Here is a 24034-nt window from a genome sequence, read left to right as displayed (position 1 = left end):
CTGTCCCCAAAAGACGGCTCTAATCATTAAGCACCCACGTATCCTTGCTCCCGCCCCCTTGGGAAGAATTCACCACCAATGAGCCACGCTTCATCGCCACCCGCGTCAGACCACCGGGATGGACATAAATTTCCTTACCGTACAGGATATAGGGGCGTAAGTCCACATGGCAGCCGACAATTTCATCCCCCAGCAGGGTGGGCACGCGCGACAGCGAAAGGGTGGGCTGGGCAATGTAGTTGCGGGGATTGGCTTTGATGCGCTCTGCAAATTCTGCCCGCTGCTCAGCCGTGGCTTGACAACCAATGAGCATGCCATAGCCGCCGGACTCGTTGGCAGATTTCACCACGAGGGAATCGAGGTTCTTGAGCACATGATCTAACTGTTCTGGCTCCCAACACAGGTAGGTGGGCACATTGGGCAGTAGGGGTTCCTCACCGAGATAATAGCGAATCATTTGCGGCACATAGGCATAAATTACCTTGTCATCGGCCACGCCAGTTCCGAGGGCATTGGCGATCGCCACCCGCCCTTGGCGATAAACCTCCATCAGACCCCTGACCCCCAGCATCGAATCAGGACGAAATACCGCTGGATCAATGAAGTCATCATCAATGCGGCGATAGACCACATCCACGCGCTTCAGACCCTTGGTTGTGCGCATTTGTAGGTAACCATCGGCCACCACCAGATCCCGCCCTTCCACAAGCGTTACCCCCATTTGCTGAGCAAGGAAGGAATGCTCAAAATAGGCGGAATTGTACATCCCCGGCGTCAGTACCACCACGGTCGCATCCGGTAGGCCGGGGGGCGCAAGGTTCAGCAGCGTTTCTAGGAGATGGCTGGGGTACTCGTCCACAGGTTGAATGTGCAGTTCTTTGAAGACAAGGGGAAACGTGCTTTTCATCACGCGGCGGTTTTCCAGCACATAGGAGACCCCCGAAGGGCAGCGCAGGTTATCTTCTAGGACATAGAAGGTGCCATCGCGATCGCGCACTAAGTCGGTACCCGTAATATGGCACCAAATGCCCCCCGGCGGCTTCAGGTCATGGCAGGGACGCAGATAGCCCTTGGCCGACTCAATGAGTTGCCGTGGGATGACACCATCCTTAATAATTTTTTGCTCACCATAGACATCCGCAATAAATGTATTGAGCGCCGCAATCCGTTGCTTGAGACCCCGTTCAAGGGCTTGCCACTCTTGGGCGGGAATGACCCGCGGCAGAATATCAAAGGGCATGATCCGCTCGGTGCCCTCGGCAGCACCATAGACCGTGAATGTGGCGCCAATGTTAAACATCACCTGTTGTGCGGTTTTTTGGCGCTGTTGCAGTTCTCCCGCTGGCAGCGATCGCACCCCTTGTAACAGCGGTTCAATAAAAGGTCGTGGTTGGCCTTTGGCTAGAAACCACTCGTCGTAAAAGTCTTCCGGATCGTAGTTCTCAAATTCCAGCATTGATATTCCTTGGTGGCGATTTCCCTCAATGGTCTTGCTCGAGAGGAGTCGGCAAATCTGACACCGCCACTAAATGAAACCCCATTTGACAGCGAAAGTGTTGACATCCCGCTTCGGCAGTACTCCCTAGAGGCGCCCCACAACGGAGCTGACCCTCCTGCCAGCGGGGTTGGCCTTGGCGATCAGCAAACAAGCAGGATTGACACACAGACTGTGATGGTAAAATCTGATTTTGGGTGAGGATCACAAGCATTGGACACCTCCCGCCGATCAGAGCCTTTAATGGGCCGTCTTTATAGAACCTGATAAAAATAAAGACTCTAACCCTAATGTTTTTATCTTACCGTGAAAGCCTAGGGGATACGGTTGACGACCACTGCTAACTTTGCTACAAATTGCAACTCGCAGCCCCTTGCTTAAATCGGCAGCCAAGACGGTATGGGGAAGACGGTTTGCTACGATAGATACTCTAAGATCAATGAAATTCTTGTTGCCCCTTGAGCTGTAATCCATGTTTGACGCCCTTGCCGAACGCCTTGAATCTGCTTGGAAAACCCTACGGGGTCAAGACAAAATTACCGAAAACAACATCCAAGAAGCTCTTAGGGAAGTGCGCCGTGCCCTGTTAGAGGCCGATGTCAACCTCCAGGTCGCTAAAGACTTTATTGAAAATGTGCGTCAGCGGGCGATCGGTGCTGAGGTCATTGCCGGGGTTCGTCCCGATCAGCAATTTATCAAAATTGTTTACGATGCCCTTGTTGAGGTCATGGGGGAATCCCACAGTCCCCTTGCTCACGTGGAGCCACCCCCCACGATTATTCTCATGGCCGGTTTACAAGGAACGGGGAAAACCACCGCCACAGCAAAGCTCGCCCTGCACCTGCGCAAAGAACGCCGCAGCACCCTCTTGGTGGCCACTGATGTCTATCGTCCCGCTGCGATTGATCAGTTGATTACTCTTGGCAAACAAATTGACGTGCCCGTGTTTGAGATGGGTACAGAAGTTAGCCCCGTGGAAATTGCTCGCCAAGGGGTGGCCAAAGCCAAGGAACTCGGTGTAGATACCGTGATTATTGACACAGCCGGGCGCTTACAAATTGATGCCGAGATGATGGCAGAACTAGCGGCCATCAAGGAAGCGGTCCAACCCCACGAAACTCTCCTCGTGGTGGATGCAATGACGGGACAAGAGGCAGCCAACCTCACCCGTGCCTTCCATGAGCAGGTGGGGATTACGGGTGCCATTCTCACCAAACTGGATGGGGATACACGCGGCGGTGCAGCTCTTTCAGTGCGACAGGTGTCAGGACAGCCAATTAAGTTTATTGGTGTTGGTGAAAAAGTCGAGGCTCTCCAACCTTTCTATCCCGATCGCTTGGCCTCTCGCATCTTGGGGATGGGGGATGTCCTCACCCTTGTCGAAAAAGCCCAAGAGGAAGTGGACTTGGCCGATGCCGAAAAAATGTCCCGCAAAATCCTCGAAGCCCAGTTTGACTTTGATGACTTCCTCAAGCAACTGCGCCTCCTAAAAAATATGGGTTCCCTTGCGGGAATTATGAAGCTCATCCCCGGCATGAATAAAATTTCAACGGAGCAACTCCAGCAGGGCGAAGTACAACTCAAACGGGCGGAAGCAATGATTAACTCCATGACCCGCGAAGAGCGCCGCAATCCTGAACTTCTCGCTAGCTCCCCCAGTCGCCGTGAACGGGTTGCCAAAGGTTCTGGTTATCAAGTGGCCGATGTGACAAAGTTGGTCAGCGATTTCCAGCGGATGCGATCGCTGATGCAGCAGATGGGTCAAGGGGGCTTTCCGGGAATGGGGATGCCGGGTATGAACCCAATGGGTCGAGGGGGTCGTGCTCAGGCTCCCAAAAAGCCCAAGAAGCAAAAGAAACGCAAAGGCTTTGGCGTTCTTTAACCACTGCCCCAATTACAAGGGGCGATAGACCCGATAGTTAATGTGGGGAAAGATATTGTCAATAGCTTCCACTTTTTCCAGCCAACCCGCATCAATTTTTTGTGCCTTGATGTCATCATAGAGCTTGTGGAAGCGCATCAAGTGGCTACGGGTGCGGCGAACCGCATAGGGTACCATCGTTCCCGTCCGCATAATAAAAGCCCAGTCTGAGGATTGGGCAAGGAGTAATTCCCGTGCCGCTTGGTTGAGGGCACGCCAACTCAATTCATCCCACGGCTCCCCCTTGGCCAGTTCAATCATCCGTTCAGCAGCCTTATGGAGGTGGGGGTAAATCCAAGCATTGGTGTCATTCAGCCAGTATTCATGGAAGCCCTTGTAGCCCCAACTGGACTGGGACGGACGGCACACCTGCTGGGTGGGATGGGCGCGCAGATAGTCTGCCAAGTGGGTCATGGCAAAGGTGTCTTGGTCAAACCAGACCTTGCGGAAGAGAAAGTCAAGGAACCAAGGCCCTTCATACCACCAGTGGCCATAGAGTTCAGCATCGTAGGGAGAGACCACAATTGGCGGACGCTGCATTAGGTGGTGCAAGTAGCGAATTTGATTTTCGCGGTTAAACATGAAATTGGCAGCGTGCTCAGCCGCCTTTTCCCGTGCCCAATAGGGGTCGTAGAGTTGCTTGTCCCCTAAACCAAGACCGCGCCCGGTAATTTTGTGGTACTTAATCCCCGTATTTTTGCGTTGGCCATTGGGCATGATGTAGGGCTTGATGTATTCGTACTCCGCTTCCCACCCCAAGTCCTTGTAGAACTCACGGTATTCAGGCGCCCCCGGATAGCCCACCTCTGACGACCACACCTGCTGGGAGGATTCATGATCACGGCCAAAGGCAGCCACCCCAGTTTCGGTGAAAATAGGCGCATAGGTGCCAAAGCGAGGCCGCGGACGGGCATAGAGAATACCATGGCCATCAGTAATGAAATAGCGCAAACCCGCATCGGCCAGCATTCGCTCTAGGCCTTCGTAATAGGCGCATTCTGGCAGCCAAATGCCCTTGGGCGGGCGGCCAAAGGTTTGTTCATAGTGCTCACAGGCCACTTGCAGTTGTGCCCACACCGCTTGGGGATACATTTTCATGAGGGGCAGGTAGCCGTGGGTGGCACCACAGGTAATGATTTCAAGGTTATTGGTGTCTTGAAACTGCTTAAAGGCCTTGACGAGGTCGCGATCGTAGTTTTCCCATGTCTGCCGTACGCGGTTGAATTCTTGGGCATAGTGCTCGGCAAGGTAGCGGATGTGGCCATTGTAGGTATTGCGCTCTACCTCTAGTTCTGCCAGTTCCTCTAGTTTTGCCAAGTGCTGATCGTAGCGTTCCTGAAGTAGCGGATCCCGCAGCATTGAAATTAATGGCGGCGTCATACTCATGGTGATTTTGAAGTCCACGCCGTCACGCTTTAGCCCCTCAAACATCCAGATCAGGGGCACATAGGTTTCGGTAATTGCCTCAAAGAGCCACTCTTCTTCTAAAACGTAGTCACTCTCGGGGTGGCGGACAAAGGGGAGGTGAGCATGCAAAACCAGCGCTAAATAACCAATTGCCATAGGAAGCTTGCCTATTTATGTATTTGGGACAACGGCAGGGGATCAATGAGATCAGTTGAGTTTCCCTCATCTTAGGCGAAATAGCCAAATCTGCAACGGGTAATTTTTATCTTTTCTTCAGATTTATCGTTGGTGCCATCCTCCTGCGATTGATGGCGCGTACAGCTGCCCTTTGCTGAAATAGGGGATAGGAAATCAAATCCTTGCCGGCACTGGCTTTCACAGCTGTGAGCGTGTGCCATCCTTGGGAAAAGGGCTGTAGGGTTGCCAACCCATGCCTTGAAATTTTGGTTCTTGGGGTGGGTGGAGAATCTCGACAAGAATTTCAAGGGAATCCACTAAGCGGGGGCCGGGGCGGTTGAAATAGGCGTTGCCATCAACAATGTACAGTTGACCTGTTTGCAGGGCACGCAATTGCTGCCACTGGGGATAAGTGTGCAAGGCTTGGTCAAGTTCTTGACGGCTGCGTTCGAGGTCAAAGCCACAGGGCATGACAATGATCACCTCCGGGTCGATCGCCAGAAGTGTTGACCACTCAATGTAGGGGGAATGTTTTCCTGCTGTACCGAGGACATTTTCACCCCCCGCGAGGGCAATCAATTCCGGTACCCAATTGCCACTGGCCATGAGGGGGTCAATCCATTCAATGGTCGCGACTTGCCGCCGCGGGCGATCGCTCACCCATGCTTGACAGGCATGAATTCTGGTGTGTAGCGAATTCAGTAGGGGGTCGGGAGAGACACCGAGGGCAAGACCCACCCGCCGAATATCCTGCCAGACATCCTCAAGGCAATGGGGTTGGAGGGAAATTAACTGCGGTGGTGGCTCAAAGAGTCTGGCGATTGCCCCCTGCACCTCTGCAAAGGTTACAGCACAAACATCGCATTGATCTTGGGTAATGATGTGGGTCGGTTTTAGCGCTTGCAGGGTCGCCAGTTCCAAGTCATAAATGCCCAGAGCCGATCGCAGGAGGTCTTGAACCGCCCGATCAATTGCTAAACTTGACTGCTGTGTATCTAACCTTGCCCGTGTACAAACAGGCAATGTCTTCACCTCTGGCGGATAGTCACATTCATGGCTACGCCCCACAAGAAACGGTGTCAATTCTAGGGCAGCAACAATTTCTGTGGCACTCGGTAGGAGCGAAACGAGGCGCATCTTGTCGGCGATGCCAGGAGCCAGAATTGAACTGGCGACACGAGGATTTTCAGTCCTCTGCTCTACCAACTGAGCTATCCCGGCTTGAAAGTGCTTTATGATTTTAGCAAGCGTCTAGGTGCGATGACAAGTCTCTCAGAAAATCAATTAGGGCAAAGGCATACTATCGCATACTATATGGAAAGGTCTTGACCACGATTCTGGAGCCGACTAAGCTGCCCTTATAGTGACAGTCCCCTTGTGGAGCCTCCTAATGGGTATTCAAGTTGTTGCCACCACTCCCTTCAAGGATCAAAAACCCGGCACCTCTGGGTTGCGTAAGGCGGTACCTGTTTTCCAGCAGCCCCACTATCTAGAAAACTTTATTCAAGCGATTTTTGACACCATTGAGGCACCGCAGGGGCAAACCCTTGTCCTAGGGGGTGATGGCCGTTACTTCAATGCTGAGGCGATCCAAGTCATCCTCAAGATGGCCGCAGCCAATGGCTTTGCACGGGTCAAGGTGGGGCAAAATGGCATTCTCTCAACGCCGGCAGCCTCCTGTGTGATCCGCAAGTATGGGGCGATCGGTGGCATTATTCTCTCAGCCAGTCACAACCCCGCAGGGCCACAGGGAGATTTTGGCGTTAAGTTCAATATTGCCAATGGCGGGCCTGCGCCAGAGAAAGTTACCAACGCGATCTATGAGCGGAGCCTTGCCCTCACCAGCTACAAAATCTACACAGCCCCCGATGTGAATCTGCACACCCTTGGGGAGTTTCCCTTGGGTGAAATGATTGTTGAAGTCATTGACTCCGTCGCCGATTATCAAACATTGCTGGAGACTCTTTTTGACTTTGATCGTATTGCTGAGGTCATTCGCAATGGGAAGCTGCGCCTTGTCTTTGATGCCATGCACGCGGTTACGGGACCTTATGCCCATCGGATCATTGAAAAACGCCTAGGGGCACCCCAAGGCACGGTGCAAAATGGTGTGCCGCTACCGGACTTTGGTGGTGGTCATCCCGACCCCAATTTGGTCTATGCCCATGACTTGGTGCAGCAACTCTTTGGCGAGCAGGCTCCTGATTTTGGTGCGGCCTCCGATGGCGATGGCGATCGCAACATGATTTTGGGGGCACACTGTTTTGTTACCCCCAGTGATAGCCTAGCCATTCTGGCCGCCAATGCCCAACTGGTGCCCGGCTACAAAGACGGATTAGCGGGGATTGCCCGTTCCATGCCCACGAGTCAAGCGGCCGATCGCGTTGCGGCCAAGCTGGGGATTGACTGTTATGAAACCCCCACGGGCTGGAAGTTCTTTGGCAACCTCCTCGATGCCGGTAAAGCCACTCTCTGCGGTGAGGAAAGTTTTGGTACTGGCTCCAACCACGTGCGCGAGAAAGATGGCCTCTGGGCTGTGCTTTTTTGGTTGAATATCTTGGCCGTCCGCCAAACCTCCGTGGCCGAGATTGTCAAAGCCCACTGGCAGACCTATGGCCGCAACTACTACTCCCGCCATGACTACGAAGGCATTGAGAGCGATCGCGCCCACACCCTGATGAGCCAACTGGAGCAAAAACTGCCCAGCTTCGTGGGTCAGACCTTGGGTGCCTACACCGTGGCCACTGCCGATAACTTTAGCTACACCGATCCAGTGGATCACAGCGTCAGCCAAAATCAAGGGATGCGGCTGATTTTTGAGGATGGCAGTCGCATTGTCTATCGCCTATCGGGAACGGGAACCCAAGGGGCAACACTACGGGTCTATTTGGAGCGCTTTGAACCCAATCCTGCCCAGCAGCACCTCGATGCCCAAGTGGCACTCGCCGATTTAATTCAACTGGCCAATGAAGTGGCGAATATCAAAGGCTTAACGGGGCGCGATCGCCCCACGGTCATCACCTGATCGCTATGAAAATTCTCCATGTGTCCGATATTCACCTAGGCAGTGGCCTCAGTCATGGCCACATTAACCCGGCCACCGGCTTGAATACGCGCCTTGAGGATTTTATTGCTGCTCTGGCCACCTGTATTGACCGTGCCCTCAGTGAACCCGTTGATCTGGTGCTCTTTGGCGGTGATGCCTTTCCCGATGCCACGCCACCCCCTCTCGTCCATGAAGCCTTTGCCAGCCAATTTCGCCGCTTGGCCGATGCCCGCATTCCTACGGTTTTGCTGGTGGGCAACCACGATCAGCACGCCCAAGGACAGGGGGGCGCGAGCCTCAGTCTTTATCGCACCCTTGGGGTGCCCGGTTTTATCGTGGGCGATCGCTTGGCTACCCATCGCATTGAGACTCGCCGCGGCAGTGTTCAAGTCATTACCCTCCCTTGGTTAACGCGATCTACGCTCCTCACTCGGCCAGAAACCAGTGGCCTTTCCCTTGCGGATGTGCATCAACTGCTCCTAGAGCGGCTGCGCCTTGCCCTTGAGGGGGAAATTCGCCAACTTGATCCGGCCTTGCCCACTGTCTTACTTGCCCATGCCATGGTGGACACCGCCCAGTACGGCTCTGAACGCTATTTGAGTGCCGGCAAAGGTTTTACGATTCCCCTGAGTTTTTTGGCGCGCCCCTGTTTTGACTACGTTGCCCTTGGCCATGTGCATCGCCATCAAGTCCTGTGTCACGATCCACCCGTGGTCTATCCCGGCAGCATTGAGCGGGTGGATTTTGGTGAAGAGGGGGAAGAAAAGGGCTATGTCTTAGTGAACCTTGCTAAGGGCAAAACAGAATTTCAGTTTTGTCCCCTACCCACCCGCCCCTTCCGCACCATTCGTGTGGACTTAACCGAGGTGGAACTGGATCCCCAAGCCGCCCTCTTGGGAGCAATCGCCCGCGGGGAGATCAGCGGGGCTGTGGTGCGGGTCATGTATCAACTGCGCCCCGATCAAATTCCCCTGATCAACCTCCATGAACTGCAAAAAGCGCTTGAAAGTGCCCACAGCGTCAGCCTTCTGCCTCAACTGGTGAATAGCCAGCCCATTGCCCGCCTGCCAGAAGTTGCCCTCGAACAGTGCCTTGACCCCAGCCATGCTCTGCAACTCTATCTGGATCATCACCCTGACCTTGAACCGCTGCACCAAGATCTGCTAGCGGCACTCCAAACCCTTGATGACCACTCTGAAGAAGAGGGTCAAGACACTCCAGAGATGCCGCGATCGCCTGAAGGGCGCGCTGCGCGATCGCCCGAACCTGTGATTCAGCAACTGAAATTGCTCTCCTAATATCGCAATTATTTGATTTTTATTCACCACACTTGAAAACGAAATTAAGGCGAATCATTTACCCTTCGAAATTTTCCCCGGTGGCATTGGCGTGCGCACTGGCCTGCGAACATCACGGGAACCAGACTGATGCATCAGGACAATCCCTAATTCGATCAACGCTACTCCCGCAATTGGTGTTGAGGGCTGAGCAACTCTTCAACCTTGAGCACCCCCCTAAGCAGTGGTAACTTTTCTCAGAGGTTAGGGCGAAAGCCCATGGCTTGGAATCTGAGGGAGAGGGGGAAAGGGAGTGTGCGGCATCTTGGGCAAATTTTTTCTTCGAGCTTGTTGACATTTTTTCTCATCTGACTTAGGCTAAGTCTTAGTGTTCTCCTCTCTGAGGAATCGGCAGGCGGGGTCAGTCATTGCGACGACCCCATTTTTTCTTTAGTCCTACAGTTGATCCCCAGAAAGCGCTCGATCTCACGCCCCTGCGGGGAAGTTAACTATTGCCAAAAATTTGCAAATTCTTGGTAGGGAATATGGCGGCTACAGTACCACAGCACGGTATAGGGAGCCATCAGGTAAGGTTCTTCTTGCGCCTTAAAAACCGCAATTTTCTGGCAAACCCATGGGATGACTGTAGTTGAGATGTAGGGGGTTAGGGGCTGCTGCAAGTCATCGAGAGCTGCTAGCCCATAGTAAAAGCCGAGAATATCTTGGGTTTCCTGTGCCTTGACCAAGAGCGATCGCAGGGTCGCCAACACAAGGGGATGCTCAGGGGAAATGCGGTGAAGGGCACGCACCGCCGCCATCAATGTTTCCAGATCGTAGGCCTGCTGCTCAATGATTAACTCAAGGGTGTCAATGGCTTGGGGATGATTCGGACTAACAAGGCCAAGGGCGCCGGCAAGGGCAATCTGGTGGGACTGCACCGTGGCCAAGCCCAAATAGCGCTCTAGTCGGCCAACAACCTCCCACTGCTGCACCCCCGCTTGGTGTAAACAGCGACTGGCAAGGATCACATCCTCTAGGTATGAGGAGTTACGAAAAATTTCTAGGGCAACATTGCTAGCTTCAACCGCCCAACGGCCTTTTGCCGTAATCAGAACAGAGGCGATCGCCAGTTTCAGGCGGTTAGACTGTTGGGGATAATGGAGCAGCCGCTGTAAAAACTGCTGTAGGCGCTCTCCCGTGGTGCTGTCCCAAACGCTCCTGACAAGCTTGGCATCTAGCTCCTTGAGAAATTGCTGACACTCCGCTAATAGTTCTTCGCGCACTTGGGGCTTGGTGTCTTGGCGTAAGGTATCCTCTAAAACTTGAAACGCTGTACTGAGGTGGCTGACATTGGGATATTGCTGCGCAATTAAAAAAGCGGCACGGACACGGGGGAGACCCCGCTGCTCCACCACCAAGGATTCCAAGTAAGGCAGCAGCTGTTGGCTAGAGATCCGCGCTAGAAGTTGCCGAGCCTCAGCCTCTAGGGCAGGAAAGAAAAAGGCCAACTCCGCTTGAGGGGAAAAGCCACCGATAGTGCGCTCGAGGCCGCAGACCCAGTGGGCAACATTCGCAAAGGCCTCTTGGTAGTTTTGCTGTGGCCTTTGGGGACTGCAACCCCCAGGAATTGCTGTCACCCAGCGACTAGGATCTTGGGCGTGGGGCAGCAGTTGCGCCAGTTCCAGTTGCCAGCGACACCAGTAGAGGAATGCGGGAAATTTAGAAACCCTTGGGGAGGAGCGATCGCCCCCAGACACACCAACTGTAACAGCAGGGGCTTCTGATCGGCGTAAATGGTGCCAGTGTAGGCAGCGCGCTTGGGGATGGCGGCAAATTAAGGGAAGCGCTGATGTGCCCGGCAGATGATCATCGCAGCGACTCAGTTCGCGTAATTGCGATCGCGCTTGAGCTACAGCGGCATAGAGATCTGCACCGCCGTGAAAGTTCTGTAAAAAGTACTTCAAAAACAACTCAGCGGCAATATTCGGAACCGCTTCGCGCATCACGATCGCGTGGGGCAAGCCCAATTGAATCAAAAACTGTCCTAGGGGAATACTGTTGCAGGAATTAAAGATTGCCAGTTTTAGCCCCTGCGCCACTGCACGTTCAAGCGTGCGATAAAGTTCGCGAATCTCTAATGGTTCCTCTTCATTGTTGATAATAATGCCATTACCCTGACTATGCCCAGCAAAAAAGAGAATGTCCCAAGGCTGACACCACAGGGAATAGAGTTCACTTAATTGGGGCGATCGCAGGCAGTGGAGTTCGACATTGGGCAACGCCCTGAGAGCCTCAAGATCCCCCTTGAGATCAAGGTCGCCACTCGCGCCAAAAATTGCCAGAATCCGTACTCCCTCATGGTGCGCTGTCGAAGACTTCAGGGACTGATACACCATTGGTGAAAACACCACATCCAGATTGCTGTGTTGGCGAATCGGTGTCCAGTCGTGCCATGGATAGCGCCACAGTTCAACAAAATCTGTCTGCACAGAAATGCGGTGAATCTCGTTCATCGGCGGCGGCAAGATAAAGTTGCCTAGGCCAAAAAATGAAGTCTGCTCCTTAGAAAGTGAAGTTTGCTCATTGATCTGTTCCTCGCAGAGATAACAGATGCGCGTATTGTGCAACCACGTGCCAAGGGTGGTCACAAGGTCAGTGTAGTTTTGCCGTACCTCTTTAAGGAGGGTGGGTTGCTGAGTACCAATGTTCGTAATCTGGTTACCGCTAGCCCCCAGACGAGTATTCTTCGCATAGCCGTGATAGGCGTCACGCCACTGCCGATAGCGGTGCGGAAGGTGAGGCATTGCTGGAAACTCTACAGGATACACCCCATAGGCATCCACTTGGCTTTCTGTCCCCAGTAATAGGCGACCCTTGAGGGAATGCTGCTCAAGGCAACCCCCGTAGATTTCGAGACAGACGTGTTTCATCGCAGCGGCAATCAAAAAGAGCCAATGCAGCTAGACAACAAAAGTTTCCGTGATCTTAGCATCTCCATAGGCCAATGTGATGCCAAAAGTTTCGCCAATTTGTCCCCAAAACTTGTACTGCACCGCTTGATCCTGCTGCCGACTAGTGACTTGGGCAAAGGTATTGCCATTGGCCTCAGTAATCATCAAAACCAAGTCTGGGGGCAACGTTTCACCTACCTTGAGGGCAGTGACGCGCACAAGAATATTGGCAGACATCGTATCTCGCGGCAGTACGGCCATGACCAAGCCGAAGGACTGTCCGCCGAGGGCAAGACCCAAGTCCACGGTACGAGTTTTCCACACCCCTGCTTCTGGGGCAGTGGCATCTTTAGCGTGGAGATATTCTGCCGCCAGCCAGCGCAATCCTTCATCGGCAGTGGTGGCAATCAGGTCTTTGAGGAGGGCAACCGCTTGGCGACAATCCTCCGTTGCCAAGGCTTGGCGTAATTGAGCTTGAGCTTGCATGGCTTCTAAGGTGTCATTGGAGCGCAATGCCCACTCTGGCGATGTCCAGCCCAGCTTCCAACTGAGATAGGGATTGATCATAGCGCCCTCCTCAAGCAGTTCCTGCACGTCTTGCCACACTTGACCCAACAGGTTGCTCACGCCCTTGGTCTTGGCATAAAGCCATAGACTCAGCCGCTGCGGATGACAGGCCAAAAAGAGATCAAGGCGATGGCGAGGTTGCCCAATGATGTGCAGCCATTCCTCTAGGGGTAACACCAAGCGGGGCAAGAGAATCTCACCACTGGCAATTTGCTGAAGCGTGGCTGTGGGAATCGCAGTTGCGGCAGGTGATGGAACAGGGATGTGATGGCAGGCCGGCAAGGCAGCGAGGAGGGGCACATCTTCGATCATGTCCTCGCGATCGAGGCTGTAGGTACGACTAAAGGCGTCAACAGCAGCACGATTCACACTGCTAGTCGGTGCATAGCCCCAGAGTCTGACCTGCGCTTCTTCGGCAAAGACTTGGACACCCAAGATGTAATCGGGTTTCCAAGCGGCAATGTGCAACCATTCCTGAGGAATGCGGCACTCGTCAAGCTCTATGGAAGTATCAGGCACAATCAACACTTGACCAATGGCGGTCTTCAGCAGGGTGCCGTTGACAAACTCCCAGAAGATGGGCAGTTTGACGGTGGAGAGGAAGGGGTCGGCACTGATGCCCATTGCTGCGAACCAGTCACGCACAGCTACATAGGCCATCGCATTTATTCGGACACTGCCACGACGGTAAGCGCGGGCAGCCGCTGTGATCTGCTCAATCCACTGGCGATCGCCACAATTTGTTAAGTCAATGTGAACGTGTTCTGTGTGCGCCATCGGTGGCGCATCTATGGCAGTGAGAAACGACAGTGATAGCGATGTCATGGTTTCTTACCTAAGTACAACAACTCCCAAAAGTTCATACCGTTTACAAAACAGTCAAGATGCACCCTCATAACGACAGTGTTCTGCCATACCCACCCGACCACACCGTTGACAAGACGCTCTTAACACTTTATAGCCCCCCTTTAACCACAGATTGATAGCCACTGTTACCTCCTTAAGGCGTTGAGGATGCGTGGGTTGGTTAAGGGCTGCGAGTAGCACTTTCGCCAAATGACCACGAATCCGCTCTAGGACGCGAGACACTTGATATTGTTTTGCAAAGCCTAAGTGCTGGGCAATTGCTTGTTGGCTGACCTGCTCGCAATAGTACAGACAAAACACCTGACGACTAGTGTCATCCAGTGCTGCAATCGCATTTTTCATCATTTCAAAGACCCGTTTAAGGGTTTCCTGTTCTTCCTGTTTCAGGGTTGCTTCCCAAGGCGTATTTCCTCCTTCTAGGGTGTCCCAAAACCTTTGCTCAGCAGGATTCACCACCTGTGGTTGGTGATAAGCTCGCAAGGCAGCGATCGCTTTACCAAGCAGGGTTTCAACTTCGCTAGGAGTCACAGCAGGGAGATGAGAATAACATTGACGATAGGTTTTAGCCACCTCAGCCAGCAGTGCCTGATCGGTAGCAGTGGGCTGATCCACCAACTCTTTCCAGAGCTGGACAACCTTTTCGATTCGGTTGATGTCACCTTCGCTGTATCCTTGGTTCCTCAAAGCTGAGGCAAGAGAACGGGAACTACTGTGTTTGAGTAGGCCCCAATCTGATTTCCGAACCCCCACCAGCGCAGCATACACACCGTCATAGATACGGCGATAGGCATAGGTGGATAGCCGCGTACCCCGCTCGGGCTTAAATTTGCTCAATAACTTGAGGGGATCATTAGTGAGACAGCAAGCCTGCTGAAAACAGTCACTGACCTGATGCATCCCGCCCAGTTTCTCCCGCAGGGTCATGGCTACAGACCAACTAGTTTCTTGGAGATAGCAAAATAGACCCCGCCGCCAGTACTGGGCATCATCATGGTTCGGCTGACGCTGTAATTTTTGGAGGAGGAAGACAGCCGTCGGCTCCGGCTCCTCGAGGTTGTACCCCGCTGCTGTGAAGTAGGCCTGTAGTTGGCGATCGCAATACCAGCGCGGGCGATCGGAACCGTCAAATCGGAGCAAAGCAATGAGTTTATCGCAGGGTTGGCGTGTCATCAATCGCTCTCACTAGATATCAATCAAAGGACAACCGTACGGAGAAACGTGACCGCCTGCTTTATTCACTGGGCATTTTCATCCATCCTCCTGTTACAACCCTCCATTCATTTATCCAATGGCGTTTTTACAAATATGCACTCGCCTTGCAGATTTTAGAAAAAATTTTTTACCAACCTTCGTGGCGGCTAGCCCCCACTCTATCAACTCCTAGCGTCACAGGGGGAAGATGATCCATATCACAAGTCAAGAGTGTTTTCTGTGGCACACTACGATCAAGATTTGCGATATGCCCATGTTTAACCCACTCACCATTCGGTTTTGGGGCGTGCGCGGCAGTATTCCCTGTCCCGGTTCCCACACTGTCCGCTATGGCGGTAACACTCCCTGCGTGGAAATTCAAGCTAATGGTCAACGCATCATTTTTGACGGCGGTACGGGTTTACGGGTTCTGGGGGAGCACCTAATGAGTCAACAGCCGGTGGCGGCACATTTATTCTTTACCCATACCCACTGGGATCATATTCAGGGTTTTCCCTTCTTTCAGCCCGCCTTTGTACCGGGGAATCAGTTCCATATCTACGCCGTGCCAGGGAAAAATGGCCAAGGCATTGAACGACGACTGAATGATCAAATGCTGCACCCCAACTTTCCCGTCCCGTTGCAGATTATGGGGGGAGATTTGCGTTTTTATGACTTGGAGGCGGGCGAACAGGTACACCTAGGCGGTGGTGTGGTGGTGAGTAATGAAGCCCTGAATCATCCGGGTGGGGGGGTGGGCTACCGTGTGAGTTGGCAGGGTATCCATGTGGCCTATATCACAGACACGGAGCATTTGCCCGATCAGTTGCATCCGGGGGCGTTTGCCTTGGCCGATCGCGCCGATGTGATGATCTACGATGCCACCTATACCGATGAAGAGTACTATCACCCGCAGCAGAGCAAGGTGGGGTGGGGGCATTCCACATGGCAGGAGGCGGTTAAGCTTGCCCAAGCCGCCCAAGTGAAGCAACTGATTTTGTTTCACCATGACCCTAGCCATGATGATGACTGTCTAGATCGCATTGGTGAGTTGGCACGGGCACGATTTCCGCAGACGCTGCTGGCTCGCGAGGGGCTAATGATTTCCGTCTATCCAAATGTGATACACTTCCCGGCGACGCCTCAAGCAAGTTAGTCCTGTGTTGCCTGTCGTTCTTTTACCGGGATATTTAGCGGCTGCCCCTGACTATTACCCACTGCGGGATTATCTGCGGCAATTGGGGTTTGTGGCGGAGGTGGTGCCCCTCAGGGTACGCTCGTGGTTTCCCACGTTGGGGGGGCGATCGGTGGCGCCAATTTTACAGGCCTTGGATACCACCATTCAGCATGTTCTGAATACAACAGGGGCGTCTGCCGTGCATCTCATTGGCCACTCAGCGGGGGGCTGGATTAGCCGCATTTACCTAGGGGATCAACCCTATGATGACCAAGTTTGGGCGGGTCACAAATGGGTGCACACGCTAATCACGTTGGGTACTCCCCATCGGAGTCAGGAGCGTTGGACGCGCCGCAATCTTGACTTTGTGAACACCACGTACCCCGGTGCCTATTACCCGCAAGTTCGCTATGTGTGTCTAGCGGGCAAGGCCATCTATGGCACACCACGCGGTTCGTTTGCCAATTGGTTTACGTATCAAAGCTATAAACTCACCTGTGGCGAGGGTGCCTGTTGGGGAGATGGGGTGACACCGGTGGCAGCAGCCCACCTTGAGGGGGCAGAGAATCTGGTCTATGAAGATGTGCTCCATGCGCCTCGCAGCCGCTTGCGCGATCGCCCCGATGCCCCTTGGTACGGTTCCCCAGCTATTGTCGCTACTTGGCAGCAGTATTTGAAAGCCAGTTAGAGGGCACACCGCTCAAATTGCCAGCGGTAAACGGGTAATCCTTTACTGAGGACACATTTTTCCCGTTCTGTCGCGACGGGCCAAGGACTCTGGGGTAACCAATCGGTACAGGTTGAGCTAAAGGCGGCATGGGCACGAAACTGTTGCACCATTGATTCAGCCACCTCAAAGACATCTGACTGAAGGACAACACGCCCACCAGCGGGCAGGAGTTCGGCAAGGGTGGCCACCAGTTCAGGGGTGACGACGCGGCGTTTATGGTGACGGCGCTTGAACCACGGATCTGGAAACTGAATCGTGACGGTGTGCAGGGGGAGTCCGCCGAGGATTTTGCCCAAGTGGACATTGGCATTGCCCCAAAGGTAGTGGAGGTTCCGAAGTTGCTGGCGATCGCGCCGTTCATTGGCCGTCACCACCAGCGGGTAGCGAATTTCCAGACCCAGAAAATTTTGCTCTGGATACAGTGCTGCCATTTCTAGCAAGAACGTCCCCTTGGCACAGCCAATATCGAGATGTAAAGGCTGCGAGGGTTGCTCGTAAATCGTTGCCCAATCGGGAACAGCAATGTCCTGCTGGAACTTTTGACTGAGAGGGTTAACGTGTTGTCGCACCCGTACCGCCATGGCGCGATCGCTCATCCAAAACTCCCTAATGTACTGCCGCTATAGCGTAGCGTATATCACTGCAAAGTTAGAAAAAACTGCCCTCAAACGCTGAGGACAGCAAAAACCACCTAGGGCAATGGGATCGTCCAGCGGCGTGGTACGACCCCAAACTTATTGGCAGGCGAGTTACTCCTTCAAGAAACCGCTGTAGGCTTCCATGCCATGCTCGCCGATGTCCAAGCCTTTGAGTTCCTCTTCTTCGGAAACACGAATGCCAAGCGTTTGTTTCAGAGCCAGCCAAAAGATACTGGTCAGCAGTACAGTAAAGCCACCGACTGTCAAAATACCGATAATCTGAGCAATCAACTGAGTCACTCCGTGGCCGGTGAGCAAGCCTAACTCTTTGTCAAACAAGCCAACAGCTAAGGTACCCCAAGTGCCGCAGACCAAGTGGACAGAGGTGGCGCCGACGGGGTCATCAATTTTGATGCGGTCAAAGAAAAGGACAGAATAGACCACAATCACACCGCCAATGGCACCAATGATCACGGCACTCCAGTAAGACACACCTGCACAGGGTGCTGTAATGGACACTAATCCCGCCAGAATACCGTTGATAATCATGGAGAGGTCAGGTTTACCAATGGCTAGCCAAGCGGTAATTGTTGCCGCAACCCCACCGGCTGCCGCCGCCAAGTTTGTTGTGACTGCGATGTAGGGTACAGCTTCATTCGCGGCCAGTTCAGAACCAGGGTTAAAACCAAACCAGCCGATCCAGAGGATCAAACACCCCAGCATGGCAAAGCCCATGTTGTGGCCGGGCAACGCCCGAGGCGTACCATCTGCGGCATACTTGCCAAGCCGTGGTCCTAGAAACGCAGCGCCCATCAGTGCCGACCAACCGCCTACGGCATGAACCACCGTTGAACCGGCAAAATCCTTAAAGGCAATATCTGGGCCAAGGAAACCAATGTTGCTGAGAAGGCCACCCCCCCAAACCCAGTGACCCGTAATGGGGTAAGAGATACCAGTGAGCAGGAGGCTGAAAATCAAAAAGTCAACAAACTTGATCCGCTCGGCCACTGCTCCAGAAACAATGGTGGCTGCGGTTCCTGCAAAGGCAGCTTGGAACAGAAAGGCCACAGCGATGGGTAAGCCCTCCGGAAAGGGATCAAGACCGTAGGTTTCGGGGTTTTCACTACTGAGGAAAAAGCCCCCTAGGCCAATAAAAGCATTGCCCTCGGTACCAAACATGAAAGAGAATCCGATCGCCCAGTAGGCAAGGGTGGCCAAGGCAAAAACAATGAGGTTTTTAGAAAGAATGTTGACAGCATTTTTCTGGCGGCAGAAGCCAGTTTCCAACATGCCGAAGCCAGCATTCATGAAAATCACCAGAATGGCTGCAATGAGTACCCAAATGGTGTTGAGTACTCCTTGAACTGTTTCAGGGGTGAGGGGTTTATCCTGTGCCTGAGCAGCCACTCCCCAAACAGCCACAATGATTAAAGCTAGGGGACTGCAGGCGACAAGGGCTGGCGATCGCCAGCGGAAATTGGGCTGCCGGTCGAGGTTGCGTAACGGGCGCTTTTGCCGTCTCGCACGTTTCAGTTTTAACTTGGACATCGCTTTCATTCTCAACGATTATGGAGTAGAGTTGCACATGAGTTCAGCGGAGGAGAAATCGCAGTTGCGGCACCATCGCGCCAGAAAGTGATCTGGCTGTTGTTTGGCTTGAGCTGAGCAAAGCATTGACCCGCAATTAACCTTTGATTGCACCAGTTCTCACAGTGGAAAATCTGTATCGGGTTATACATTTACCTTGACGGCCAAAACCGCCTATCCTAGGAAAGGCAAATAGCTTCAAGTTTGCGGGTAACGTTCCTCTAGGTGTGAATGGATACGATCTGGGAGTTGGATTTTTATTCCCGTCCCCTTGTGGATGAAAACAACAAAAAAATCTGGGAATTGCTGATTTGCGATCGCCAGCAACAATTTCAGTTCAGCAAAACTTGTGCCGGCGCTGAAGCCAATGCCCGCTGGTTAGAAGCTGCCCTCAAAGAAGCCATGGATCAATGGCGGCAGCAACTGGGACTGGCAAACAGTGCTCAACCCGATCGGGTACGTTTTTTCCGCCGAGCCATGACCAGCATTATTACGCGGGGGGGAGAAGCGGCAGGATTAGTGATGGTGCCCAGTCGGCGCACGTTTGCCCTCTATGATTGGCTGCGCGATCGCGCCACAAACCTCTATCCAACCCTACCCAACTACCAAGCCGATCTGGCAACGCCACCCCAGTTGATCCCCCCTGCACCTCAACCTTTACCACCAGCCCTGCGGGGCGATCGCTGGCAATTCAGTGGTCTTCCTCTGGGGGAAATTAAAACGGCTGGTGAATGGGAACTGCCCTTTGGTGAGGTACCCCCACTGCCCTTTTTGACCCTCAGGGACGATACGCTACTGCCGGGGTTAATTATCTATTCGCAGCGCGCACTGCCCTTAGCGGGTTGGCTATCGGGATTAGAGCCGGCCTATTTGAGTTTTGAGGAGAACCCCCAACCGTTATTGGTATTAGAAACAGGAGCGAGCGATCGCTGGGTTCTCATTAGTGGCCGCAATCCCCAAATTCAGAAGGAACTGGCTGCCTTTAGGGACGCCTGTACTCAAAGCCAGGGGCTACACTTTATCGCAGTGAAGGAACGACCGGAACAAGATGCATTGCAAGGCTTTTGGTTGTTGCAGCAAACCCCTGAAGTTTAGACTAAAGCAGCTTTTCAAGGCCATAGATTAAGCGTTTGAGGTGCGTGACTTTGCGAATGGCAAGCAGTACCCCCGGCATATAGCACTGGCGATCGCTGGTGTCATGGCGCAGCGTATAAATTTGTCCCGGTGCCCCAAAAATCACCTCCTGATGGGCAATCAGTCCGGGGAGGCGAACACTGTGAATGCGAATTTCAGCGTCAGCGCACGCCCCTCGCGCCCCCGTGAGATGTTCGGACTCCTGCACTTGGGGGGGGTTAAAGGTTTTGCCCAATTCTGCTAAACGCTGCGCGGTTTGAATGGCGGTACCACTAGGAGCATCAGCCTTTTGGTTGTGGTGCAGTTCAATGATCTCCACGTGATCAAAGTACTGGCTTGCGCGGATGGCAGCCTCTTGGAGCAGCACCATGCCAATTGAGAAATTCGGCGCAATGACCACCCCCATATCGGCCTTGTCGGCAAACTCGGCCAGATCTTCAATTTGTTCTGGACTCAAGCCTGTCGTCCCCACCACCGGATACACCCCGTAGGCGATCGCCATGCGCACATTCTCATACACTGCTTGGGGATGGGTAAAATCCACCATGACCACGGGTTGTTTTTCTTGGGCAGCCGCCACACACACCTCTTGCAAGCTGCCGCTAATGGGAATCTCTAAGGCTCCTAGCCCCAAGGCTTCACCAATATCTTCCCCCACCTGCTTGCGATCAACAGCCGCATAAAGGGTCGTGTCAGGAGCCTGCTGCACTGTTTTCACAACTTCGCGTCCCATTTTACCGAGGGCGCCAACAACAATCACTGGGATGGATGTACTCATGCCAAACTCCGACACAGACCACAGGCTAGGATAGCGCGATCGCTTGGCGATACAATAAGCCAATGCTGAGTATTTTGTCCTAAAGGCACGATGTTAGTTTTTTCTTTTCCTGAGTTGGTTGAGCGCTGTCAAACTTGGACACCAAAGCGGCCGGGCTATGCCGTCTGTCCCTTGGATCACCACAACCCTGAGCTAGCCTCTAGTCTCTATCGCATTGAGCCAGGACAAGCCAACTATCCCCATTACCACCATCGCGGTGACGATATTTTCCTGATTGTATCGGGAGTTGGTGAACTGATTACCTACCCGATGACGCCCCCTGCGAGTTCTGTGGCGGCAACCGCCTTGATCCGTACCCCCGTGGAAACCGGCTCCTATGTCCATGTGGATGCCCAATGTCTCCATTGGCTGCGGAATTTATCGCCGGATCAGCCCCTGTACTACTTGAACATTGCGCCCCTTTCCCACGAGAGCGATCGCGTCGATGTCACCATTGAGGGCTGGAGCTAAGAAAACAGTTATTCACCCTTAAACTTACTGGCTGCTTCCTCAAAGGCCTTGCTCAACTCATCCCACGCACTCTGGAACCCTGCTTTGAGGGACTCCCAAGCATCATCGCCCGCTTCTTTGAGGGCAGCCAATTGCTGAGTAATCTCATCGCGTTTGGTCTTGAGGGCTTCAATTTTAGCTTCAATATCTGCCTTGACATCTTCACCCGCTTGATCCGCCTTTGCCTTGAGTTGGTCAAGCTGGGCACCGAGTTGTTGCAGCTTCGTTTCCATTTCGCCTTGGTAGGTCAAGCGATCGGACATATAACTATCCTCCCTTGCTCAAGATAAATACCTACGATGACTCAAAGCATCCTAGATGGATAACAATGCAAGGGTGGCATACTCCGTGCCATGGGATCAAGGCATTGGGGATATTTTGTAAAAGTTACTTTCATTTCCACACAAAGCGAATTAAAAAACTAAAGAATAATTAAAAAATGTGTCTAATCATTTTATTTTGTGTAGTGTGTCGAGAAATACAATCAGAGAACTACAGAGAAATCTATACTTTTCATTAGAAAGTCAGGGGGATACTCTCTGCATTAACCGCAGCCTGTTTCTGCAACGCAGAGTGATAAGTAAGCTAACTTCATACTTTTTAGAATGAGGAGCAACTTTTATTTCTGTGTTGAGTCCCTGTGAAATCGGCTAAATCTGAGTTGAGGTTGCATGTCGTGGAGTGAGAAAGCGCTTTTCAAGCATCTAATGCAGGGGTCTGTACCAGCAGTGCTTGGATTTTTAAGGGGGAATCTTTAATTGTTTCTGAAATTTTCAGCTTTTCCGAATATTGTTTGTTAGCTTGCAGGAGCAAGTGCCTGACTTGATTCTAATCACTGAATCACGGACGCCCAGTCAATTCACCTGATCTAGTAATTAAAGTTATTCAGTGTTTCGAGGCGAAAGAGATGACAATTGAGCCAATCAATTTTATGGCAATAATGGTGCGACGAGTCCAGTTGACTGATGAAGACAAATCCCTGTTAGCTGAGGCTGCCCCTTGGGGAAAAGAAATTGCTCCACAGATGGCTGATATTTTTTATGACTACTTGGGGCGGGATGAAGAGATGAATGCCATCCTCAACGCCACAGAAGGACGCATTCATCGCCTCCATCAAACCTTCATCGACTGGTTCCATGAAATGTTCACAGGGATGGATGGTTGGGGCAAGGCCTACGCTGAGCGCCGCTGGAAAATTGGTCTGGTTCACGTGCGCATTGGCATTGGGCCCCAGCATGTGGTACCCGCGATGGCAATTGTTGTCAACGCCGTGCGGCAAAAGTTAAGGGAAGCCAACAAATCCGAGGCCCTCAGTGATGCCCTAGGCAAAATTTGCATGATTGATCTTGCCTTTATTGAACAGGCCTACTTCGAGGTGTCTTCCCAAGCGGTTCTTAAGGAAACCGGTTGGACCCAAGCACTATTTCAACGGCTAATTGCCACAGGGGCTGCTGCCATGTAGGTCACCTAGCAGTCATTGTTGAAAAAGTTCCCATATCTTTACGAGGATTAGACTATGCCAATTAATGCCGCAAAACTTGAAGCTACATTGCAACACTTTGTTGCCAATGCCAGTAATGTCCAAGGGGCAGCGCTTGTGTCTCCCGATGGTCTGACGCTGGCGGCAACCTTGCCGGGGGGAATGGATGATGAACGGGTGGCAGCGATGTCAGCGGCCATGTTGTCGTTGGGGGAACGTATTGGACGAGAGCTAAGCCGGGGCAAAATCGAGCGCATCCTTGTAGAGGGTGCCAGTGGGTATGGCATTCTCACCAGCTGCACCGAAGATGCGGTTTTCCTTGTGCTGGCGGATGCCTCTGCCAAATTGGGCATTATCAACCTTGAAATTAAAAATGTTCTGGCTGAATTGCAAACCCAACTCATGGGTATGGGGCAAGCCGTGAATGTTTAGACCAGCCTGATTCCTCTGTGTTTTGCCGTAATTGAGGTGCCAACCCATGGAAATTATGCGCATTGTCATCACAGGACCAGTGGGCGCAGGCAAATCCACCTTCATCCGTACCATCAGCGAAATTGAGGTGGTGGATACCGATCGCAAGGCAACGGATGAAATTGCTGCTTTCAAGGAAAAGACAACGGTAGCGATGGATTTTGGGCGGCTGCAGTTTGGTCCTAATGTTGCCCTGCATCTGTATGGCACGCCTGGTCAAGAACGCTTTGACTTTATGTGGGATATTCTTATTCGCAAAGCCCATGCGTTTATCCTACTGGTCAGTTCTCACCGTCCCCAAGATTTTCGAGCCGCACGGCGGATTTTGGCCTTCATGCGCCATCGCACAAAGATTCCAATGCTAGTGGGTCTGAGCCATGCCGATAATCCCAATGCGTGGCCTGCTGAAGAGATCGCGATCGCCCTTGGCTACTTGAGTCCCCACCGCCGCCCACCCATGGTGCCTGTGAATGCTTTGGATCAGTCTTCCGTTGCCGCTGCCATGATGGCACTCATTCAAGCCTATGCCAGTGCCCAATCCTCGCAATTAAACCGCAGTGCACTCACCACTTAGAACAACATCACTCACTA

General features: G+C 52.8%; 20 protein-coding genes and 1 tRNA gene. 10 read left to right on the top strand and 11 right to left on the bottom strand.

All coding sequences use genetic code 11. The features are described from left to right. Nucleotides 1–19: 19 nt before the first annotated feature. Nucleotides 20–1456, bottom strand: a complete 1437-nt coding sequence (locus QYC28_RS03375) for a circularly permuted type 2 ATP-grasp protein (protein ID WP_399374920.1) — start codon at nt 1454–1456, stop codon at nt 20–22. Nucleotides 1457–1967: 511 nt separating this feature from the next. Here QYC28_RS03375 and ffh point away from each other — a divergent pair. Continuing rightward, nucleotides 1968–3377, top strand: a complete 1410-nt coding sequence (gene ffh, locus QYC28_RS03370; protein ID WP_149818174.1) for a signal recognition particle protein — start codon at nt 1968–1970, stop codon at nt 3375–3377. A 12-nt stretch (nt 3378–3389) separates the two neighbouring features. Here ffh and QYC28_RS03365 read toward each other — a convergent pair whose 3' ends face one another. From QYC28_RS03365 to QYC28_RS03355, 3 genes are all read right to left on the bottom strand, one after another. Further along, nucleotides 3390–4979 (bottom strand): glycoside hydrolase family 57 protein, encoded by a 1590-nt coding sequence (locus QYC28_RS03365; RefSeq protein ID WP_149818172.1) that lies wholly within the window; start codon nt 4977–4979, stop codon nt 3390–3392. Between the two features lie 219 nt (nt 4980–5198). Continuing rightward, nucleotides 5199–6137: a cobalamin-binding protein gene (locus tag QYC28_RS03360; RefSeq protein ID WP_302679841.1), complete on the bottom strand. Its 939-nt coding sequence runs from the start codon at nt 6135–6137 to the stop codon at nt 5199–5201. An 11-nt stretch (nt 6138–6148) separates the two neighbouring features. Beyond that, nucleotides 6149–6221 (bottom strand) — tRNA-Phe (locus QYC28_RS03355). Nucleotides 6222–6390: 169 nt separating this feature from the next. Between QYC28_RS03355 and QYC28_RS03350 the strand changes: the two genes are divergently transcribed. Together QYC28_RS03350 and sbcD are read left to right on the top strand one after the other, a co-directional pair. After that, the gene (locus tag QYC28_RS03350; RefSeq protein WP_286649872.1) at nt 6391–8025 is read left to right on the top strand and encodes an alpha-D-glucose phosphate-specific phosphoglucomutase; all 1635 of its coding nucleotides are present in this window, start codon (nt 6391–6393) and stop codon (nt 8023–8025) included. 5 nt (nt 8026–8030) lie between these two features. Continuing rightward, nucleotides 8031–9344, top strand: coding sequence for an exonuclease subunit SbcD (gene sbcD / locus QYC28_RS03345; RefSeq protein ID WP_190278194.1), 1314 nt, complete (start codon nt 8031–8033; stop codon nt 9342–9344). A gap of 488 nt (nt 9345–9832) precedes the next feature. Here the strand turns inward: sbcD and QYC28_RS03340 are convergent, their stop codons facing one another. Genes QYC28_RS03340 through QYC28_RS03330 form a run of 3 tightly spaced genes read right to left on the bottom strand, consistent with a single transcriptional unit; the run spans nt 9833 to nt 14878 of the window. Then, nucleotides 9833–12253, bottom strand: coding sequence for a CHAT domain-containing protein (locus tag QYC28_RS03340; protein ID WP_302679839.1), 2421 nt, complete (start codon nt 12251–12253; stop codon nt 9833–9835). Nucleotides 12254–12283: 30 nt separating this feature from the next. Continuing rightward, entirely contained in the window at nt 12284–13666 is a 1383-nt protein-coding gene (locus QYC28_RS03335) for a DUF1822 family protein (RefSeq protein ID WP_302679838.1), read from the bottom strand. 54 nt (nt 13667–13720) lie between these two features. Continuing rightward, complete coding sequence (locus QYC28_RS03330) at nt 13721–14878, bottom strand: sigma-70 family RNA polymerase sigma factor (RefSeq protein ID WP_149818160.1); 1158 nt, start codon at nt 14876–14878, stop codon at nt 13721–13723. A gap of 289 nt (nt 14879–15167) precedes the next feature. Between QYC28_RS03330 and QYC28_RS03325 the strand changes: the two genes are divergently transcribed. Together QYC28_RS03325 and QYC28_RS03320 are read left to right on the top strand one after the other, a co-directional pair. Then, nucleotides 15168–16055, top strand: a complete 888-nt coding sequence (locus QYC28_RS03325; protein ID WP_286626584.1) for an MBL fold metallo-hydrolase — start codon at nt 15168–15170, stop codon at nt 16053–16055. Between the two features lie 4 nt (nt 16056–16059). Further along, complete coding sequence (locus QYC28_RS03320; RefSeq protein WP_286626583.1) at nt 16060–16764, top strand: triacylglycerol lipase; 705 nt, start codon at nt 16060–16062, stop codon at nt 16762–16764. Here the strand turns inward: QYC28_RS03320 and trmB are convergent. Together trmB and QYC28_RS03310 are read right to left on the bottom strand one after the other, a co-directional pair. Then, nucleotides 16761–17402: a tRNA (guanosine(46)-N7)-methyltransferase TrmB gene (gene trmB, locus QYC28_RS03315; RefSeq protein ID WP_302679837.1), complete on the bottom strand. Its 642-nt coding sequence runs from the start codon at nt 17400–17402 to the stop codon at nt 16761–16763. The genes QYC28_RS03320 and trmB overlap by 4 nt on opposite strands. Nucleotides 17403–17555: 153 nt before the next feature. Then, nucleotides 17556–19001, bottom strand: a complete 1446-nt coding sequence (locus QYC28_RS03310) for an ammonium transporter (RefSeq protein ID WP_286649869.1) — start codon at nt 18999–19001, stop codon at nt 17556–17558. Nucleotides 19002–19262: 261 nt separating this feature from the next. Here QYC28_RS03310 and QYC28_RS03305 point away from each other — a divergent pair, with 261 nt between their 5' ends. Continuing rightward, nucleotides 19263–20126: a Tab2/Atab2 family RNA-binding protein gene (locus QYC28_RS03305; protein WP_302679836.1), complete on the top strand. Its 864-nt coding sequence runs from the start codon at nt 19263–19265 to the stop codon at nt 20124–20126. Between the two features lies 1 nt (nt 20127). Here the strand turns inward: QYC28_RS03305 and dapB are convergent, their stop codons facing one another. Next, the gene (gene dapB / locus QYC28_RS03300) at nt 20128–20943 is read right to left on the bottom strand and encodes a 4-hydroxy-tetrahydrodipicolinate reductase (RefSeq protein ID WP_190278192.1); all 816 of its coding nucleotides are present in this window, start codon (nt 20941–20943) and stop codon (nt 20128–20130) included. Between the two features lie 90 nt (nt 20944–21033). Between dapB and QYC28_RS03295 the strand changes: the two genes are divergently transcribed. Then, a complete protein-coding gene (locus tag QYC28_RS03295) occupies nt 21034–21453 on the top strand; it encodes a cupin domain-containing protein (RefSeq protein WP_286626579.1) in 420 nt (139 codons plus the stop codon). 8 nt (nt 21454–21461) lie between these two features. Here QYC28_RS03295 and QYC28_RS03290 read toward each other — a convergent pair whose 3' ends face one another. Next, complete coding sequence (locus QYC28_RS03290) at nt 21462–21755, bottom strand: hypothetical protein (RefSeq protein WP_149818146.1); 294 nt, start codon at nt 21753–21755, stop codon at nt 21462–21464. A gap of 644 nt (nt 21756–22399) precedes the next feature. Between QYC28_RS03290 and QYC28_RS03285 the strand changes: the two genes are divergently transcribed. From QYC28_RS03285 to QYC28_RS03275, 3 genes are read left to right on the top strand one after another with little or no spacing between them, the layout of a single operon-like run. Then, nucleotides 22400–22954 carry a protoglobin domain-containing protein gene (locus QYC28_RS03285; protein ID WP_149818144.1) on the top strand — a complete coding sequence of 185 codons (555 nt, stop codon included), beginning with the start codon at nt 22400–22402 and terminating at the stop codon, nt 22952–22954. Between the two features lie 54 nt (nt 22955–23008). Beyond that, nucleotides 23009–23404: a roadblock/LC7 domain-containing protein gene (locus QYC28_RS03280; RefSeq protein WP_149818142.1), complete on the top strand. Its 396-nt coding sequence runs from the start codon at nt 23009–23011 to the stop codon at nt 23402–23404. Nucleotides 23405–23450: 46 nt separating this feature from the next. Beyond that, nucleotides 23451–24017 (top strand): ATP/GTP-binding protein, encoded by a 567-nt coding sequence (locus QYC28_RS03275; protein WP_149818140.1) that lies wholly within the window; start codon nt 23451–23453, stop codon nt 24015–24017. Nucleotides 24018–24034: the final 17 nt, after the last annotated feature.

Source organism: Thermosynechococcus sp. HY596 (assembly GCF_030518715.1).
Classification (GTDB): domain Bacteria; phylum Cyanobacteriota; class Cyanobacteriia; order Thermosynechococcales; family Thermosynechococcaceae; genus Thermosynechococcus.
This window is presented reverse-complemented; position numbering and strand designations above follow the sequence as displayed.

Excerpts from the sequence above, each read along its gene's own strand:
- QYC28_RS03325 (WP_286626584.1), top strand. The coding sequence starts at position 15,168 with ATGCCCATGTTTAACCCACTCACCATTCGGTTTTGGGGCGTGCGCGGC.
- QYC28_RS03360 (WP_302679841.1), bottom strand. The coding sequence starts at position 6,137 with ATGCGCCTCGTTTCGCTCCTACCGAGTGCCACAGAAATTGTTGCTGCC.
- dapB (WP_190278192.1), bottom strand. The coding sequence starts at position 20,943 with ATGAGTACATCCATCCCAGTGATTGTTGTTGGCGCCCTCGGTAAAATG.
- ffh (WP_149818174.1), top strand. The coding sequence starts at position 1,968 with ATGTTTGACGCCCTTGCCGAACGCCTTGAATCTGCTTGGAAAACCCTA.
- QYC28_RS03375 (WP_399374920.1), bottom strand. The coding sequence starts at position 1,456 with ATGCTGGAATTTGAGAACTACGATCCGGAAGACTTTTACGACGAGTGG.
- QYC28_RS03290 (WP_149818146.1), bottom strand. The coding sequence starts at position 21,755 with ATGTCCGATCGCTTGACCTACCAAGGCGAAATGGAAACGAAGCTGCAA.
- QYC28_RS03275 (WP_149818140.1), top strand. The coding sequence starts at position 23,451 with ATGGAAATTATGCGCATTGTCATCACAGGACCAGTGGGCGCAGGCAAA.
- QYC28_RS03340 (WP_302679839.1), bottom strand. The coding sequence starts at position 12,253 with ATGAAACACGTCTGTCTCGAAATCTACGGGGGTTGCCTTGAGCAGCAT.
- QYC28_RS03295 (WP_286626579.1), top strand. The coding sequence starts at position 21,034 with ATGTTAGTTTTTTCTTTTCCTGAGTTGGTTGAGCGCTGTCAAACTTGG.
- QYC28_RS03365 (WP_149818172.1), bottom strand. The coding sequence starts at position 4,979 with ATGGCAATTGGTTATTTAGCGCTGGTTTTGCATGCTCACCTCCCCTTT.
- QYC28_RS03330 (WP_149818160.1), bottom strand. The coding sequence starts at position 14,878 with ATGACACGCCAACCCTGCGATAAACTCATTGCTTTGCTCCGATTTGAC.
- trmB (WP_302679837.1), bottom strand. The coding sequence starts at position 17,402 with ATGAGCGATCGCGCCATGGCGGTACGGGTGCGACAACACGTTAACCCT.
- QYC28_RS03335 (WP_302679838.1), bottom strand. The coding sequence starts at position 13,666 with ATGACATCGCTATCACTGTCGTTTCTCACTGCCATAGATGCGCCACCG.
- sbcD (WP_190278194.1), top strand. The coding sequence starts at position 8,031 with ATGAAAATTCTCCATGTGTCCGATATTCACCTAGGCAGTGGCCTCAGT.
- QYC28_RS03350 (WP_286649872.1), top strand. The coding sequence starts at position 6,391 with ATGGGTATTCAAGTTGTTGCCACCACTCCCTTCAAGGATCAAAAACCC.
- QYC28_RS03280 (WP_149818142.1), top strand. The coding sequence starts at position 23,009 with ATGCCAATTAATGCCGCAAAACTTGAAGCTACATTGCAACACTTTGTT.
- QYC28_RS03305 (WP_302679836.1), top strand. The coding sequence starts at position 19,263 with ATGGATACGATCTGGGAGTTGGATTTTTATTCCCGTCCCCTTGTGGAT.
- QYC28_RS03285 (WP_149818144.1), top strand. The coding sequence starts at position 22,400 with ATGACAATTGAGCCAATCAATTTTATGGCAATAATGGTGCGACGAGTC.
- QYC28_RS03310 (WP_286649869.1), bottom strand. The coding sequence starts at position 19,001 with ATGAAAGCGATGTCCAAGTTAAAACTGAAACGTGCGAGACGGCAAAAG.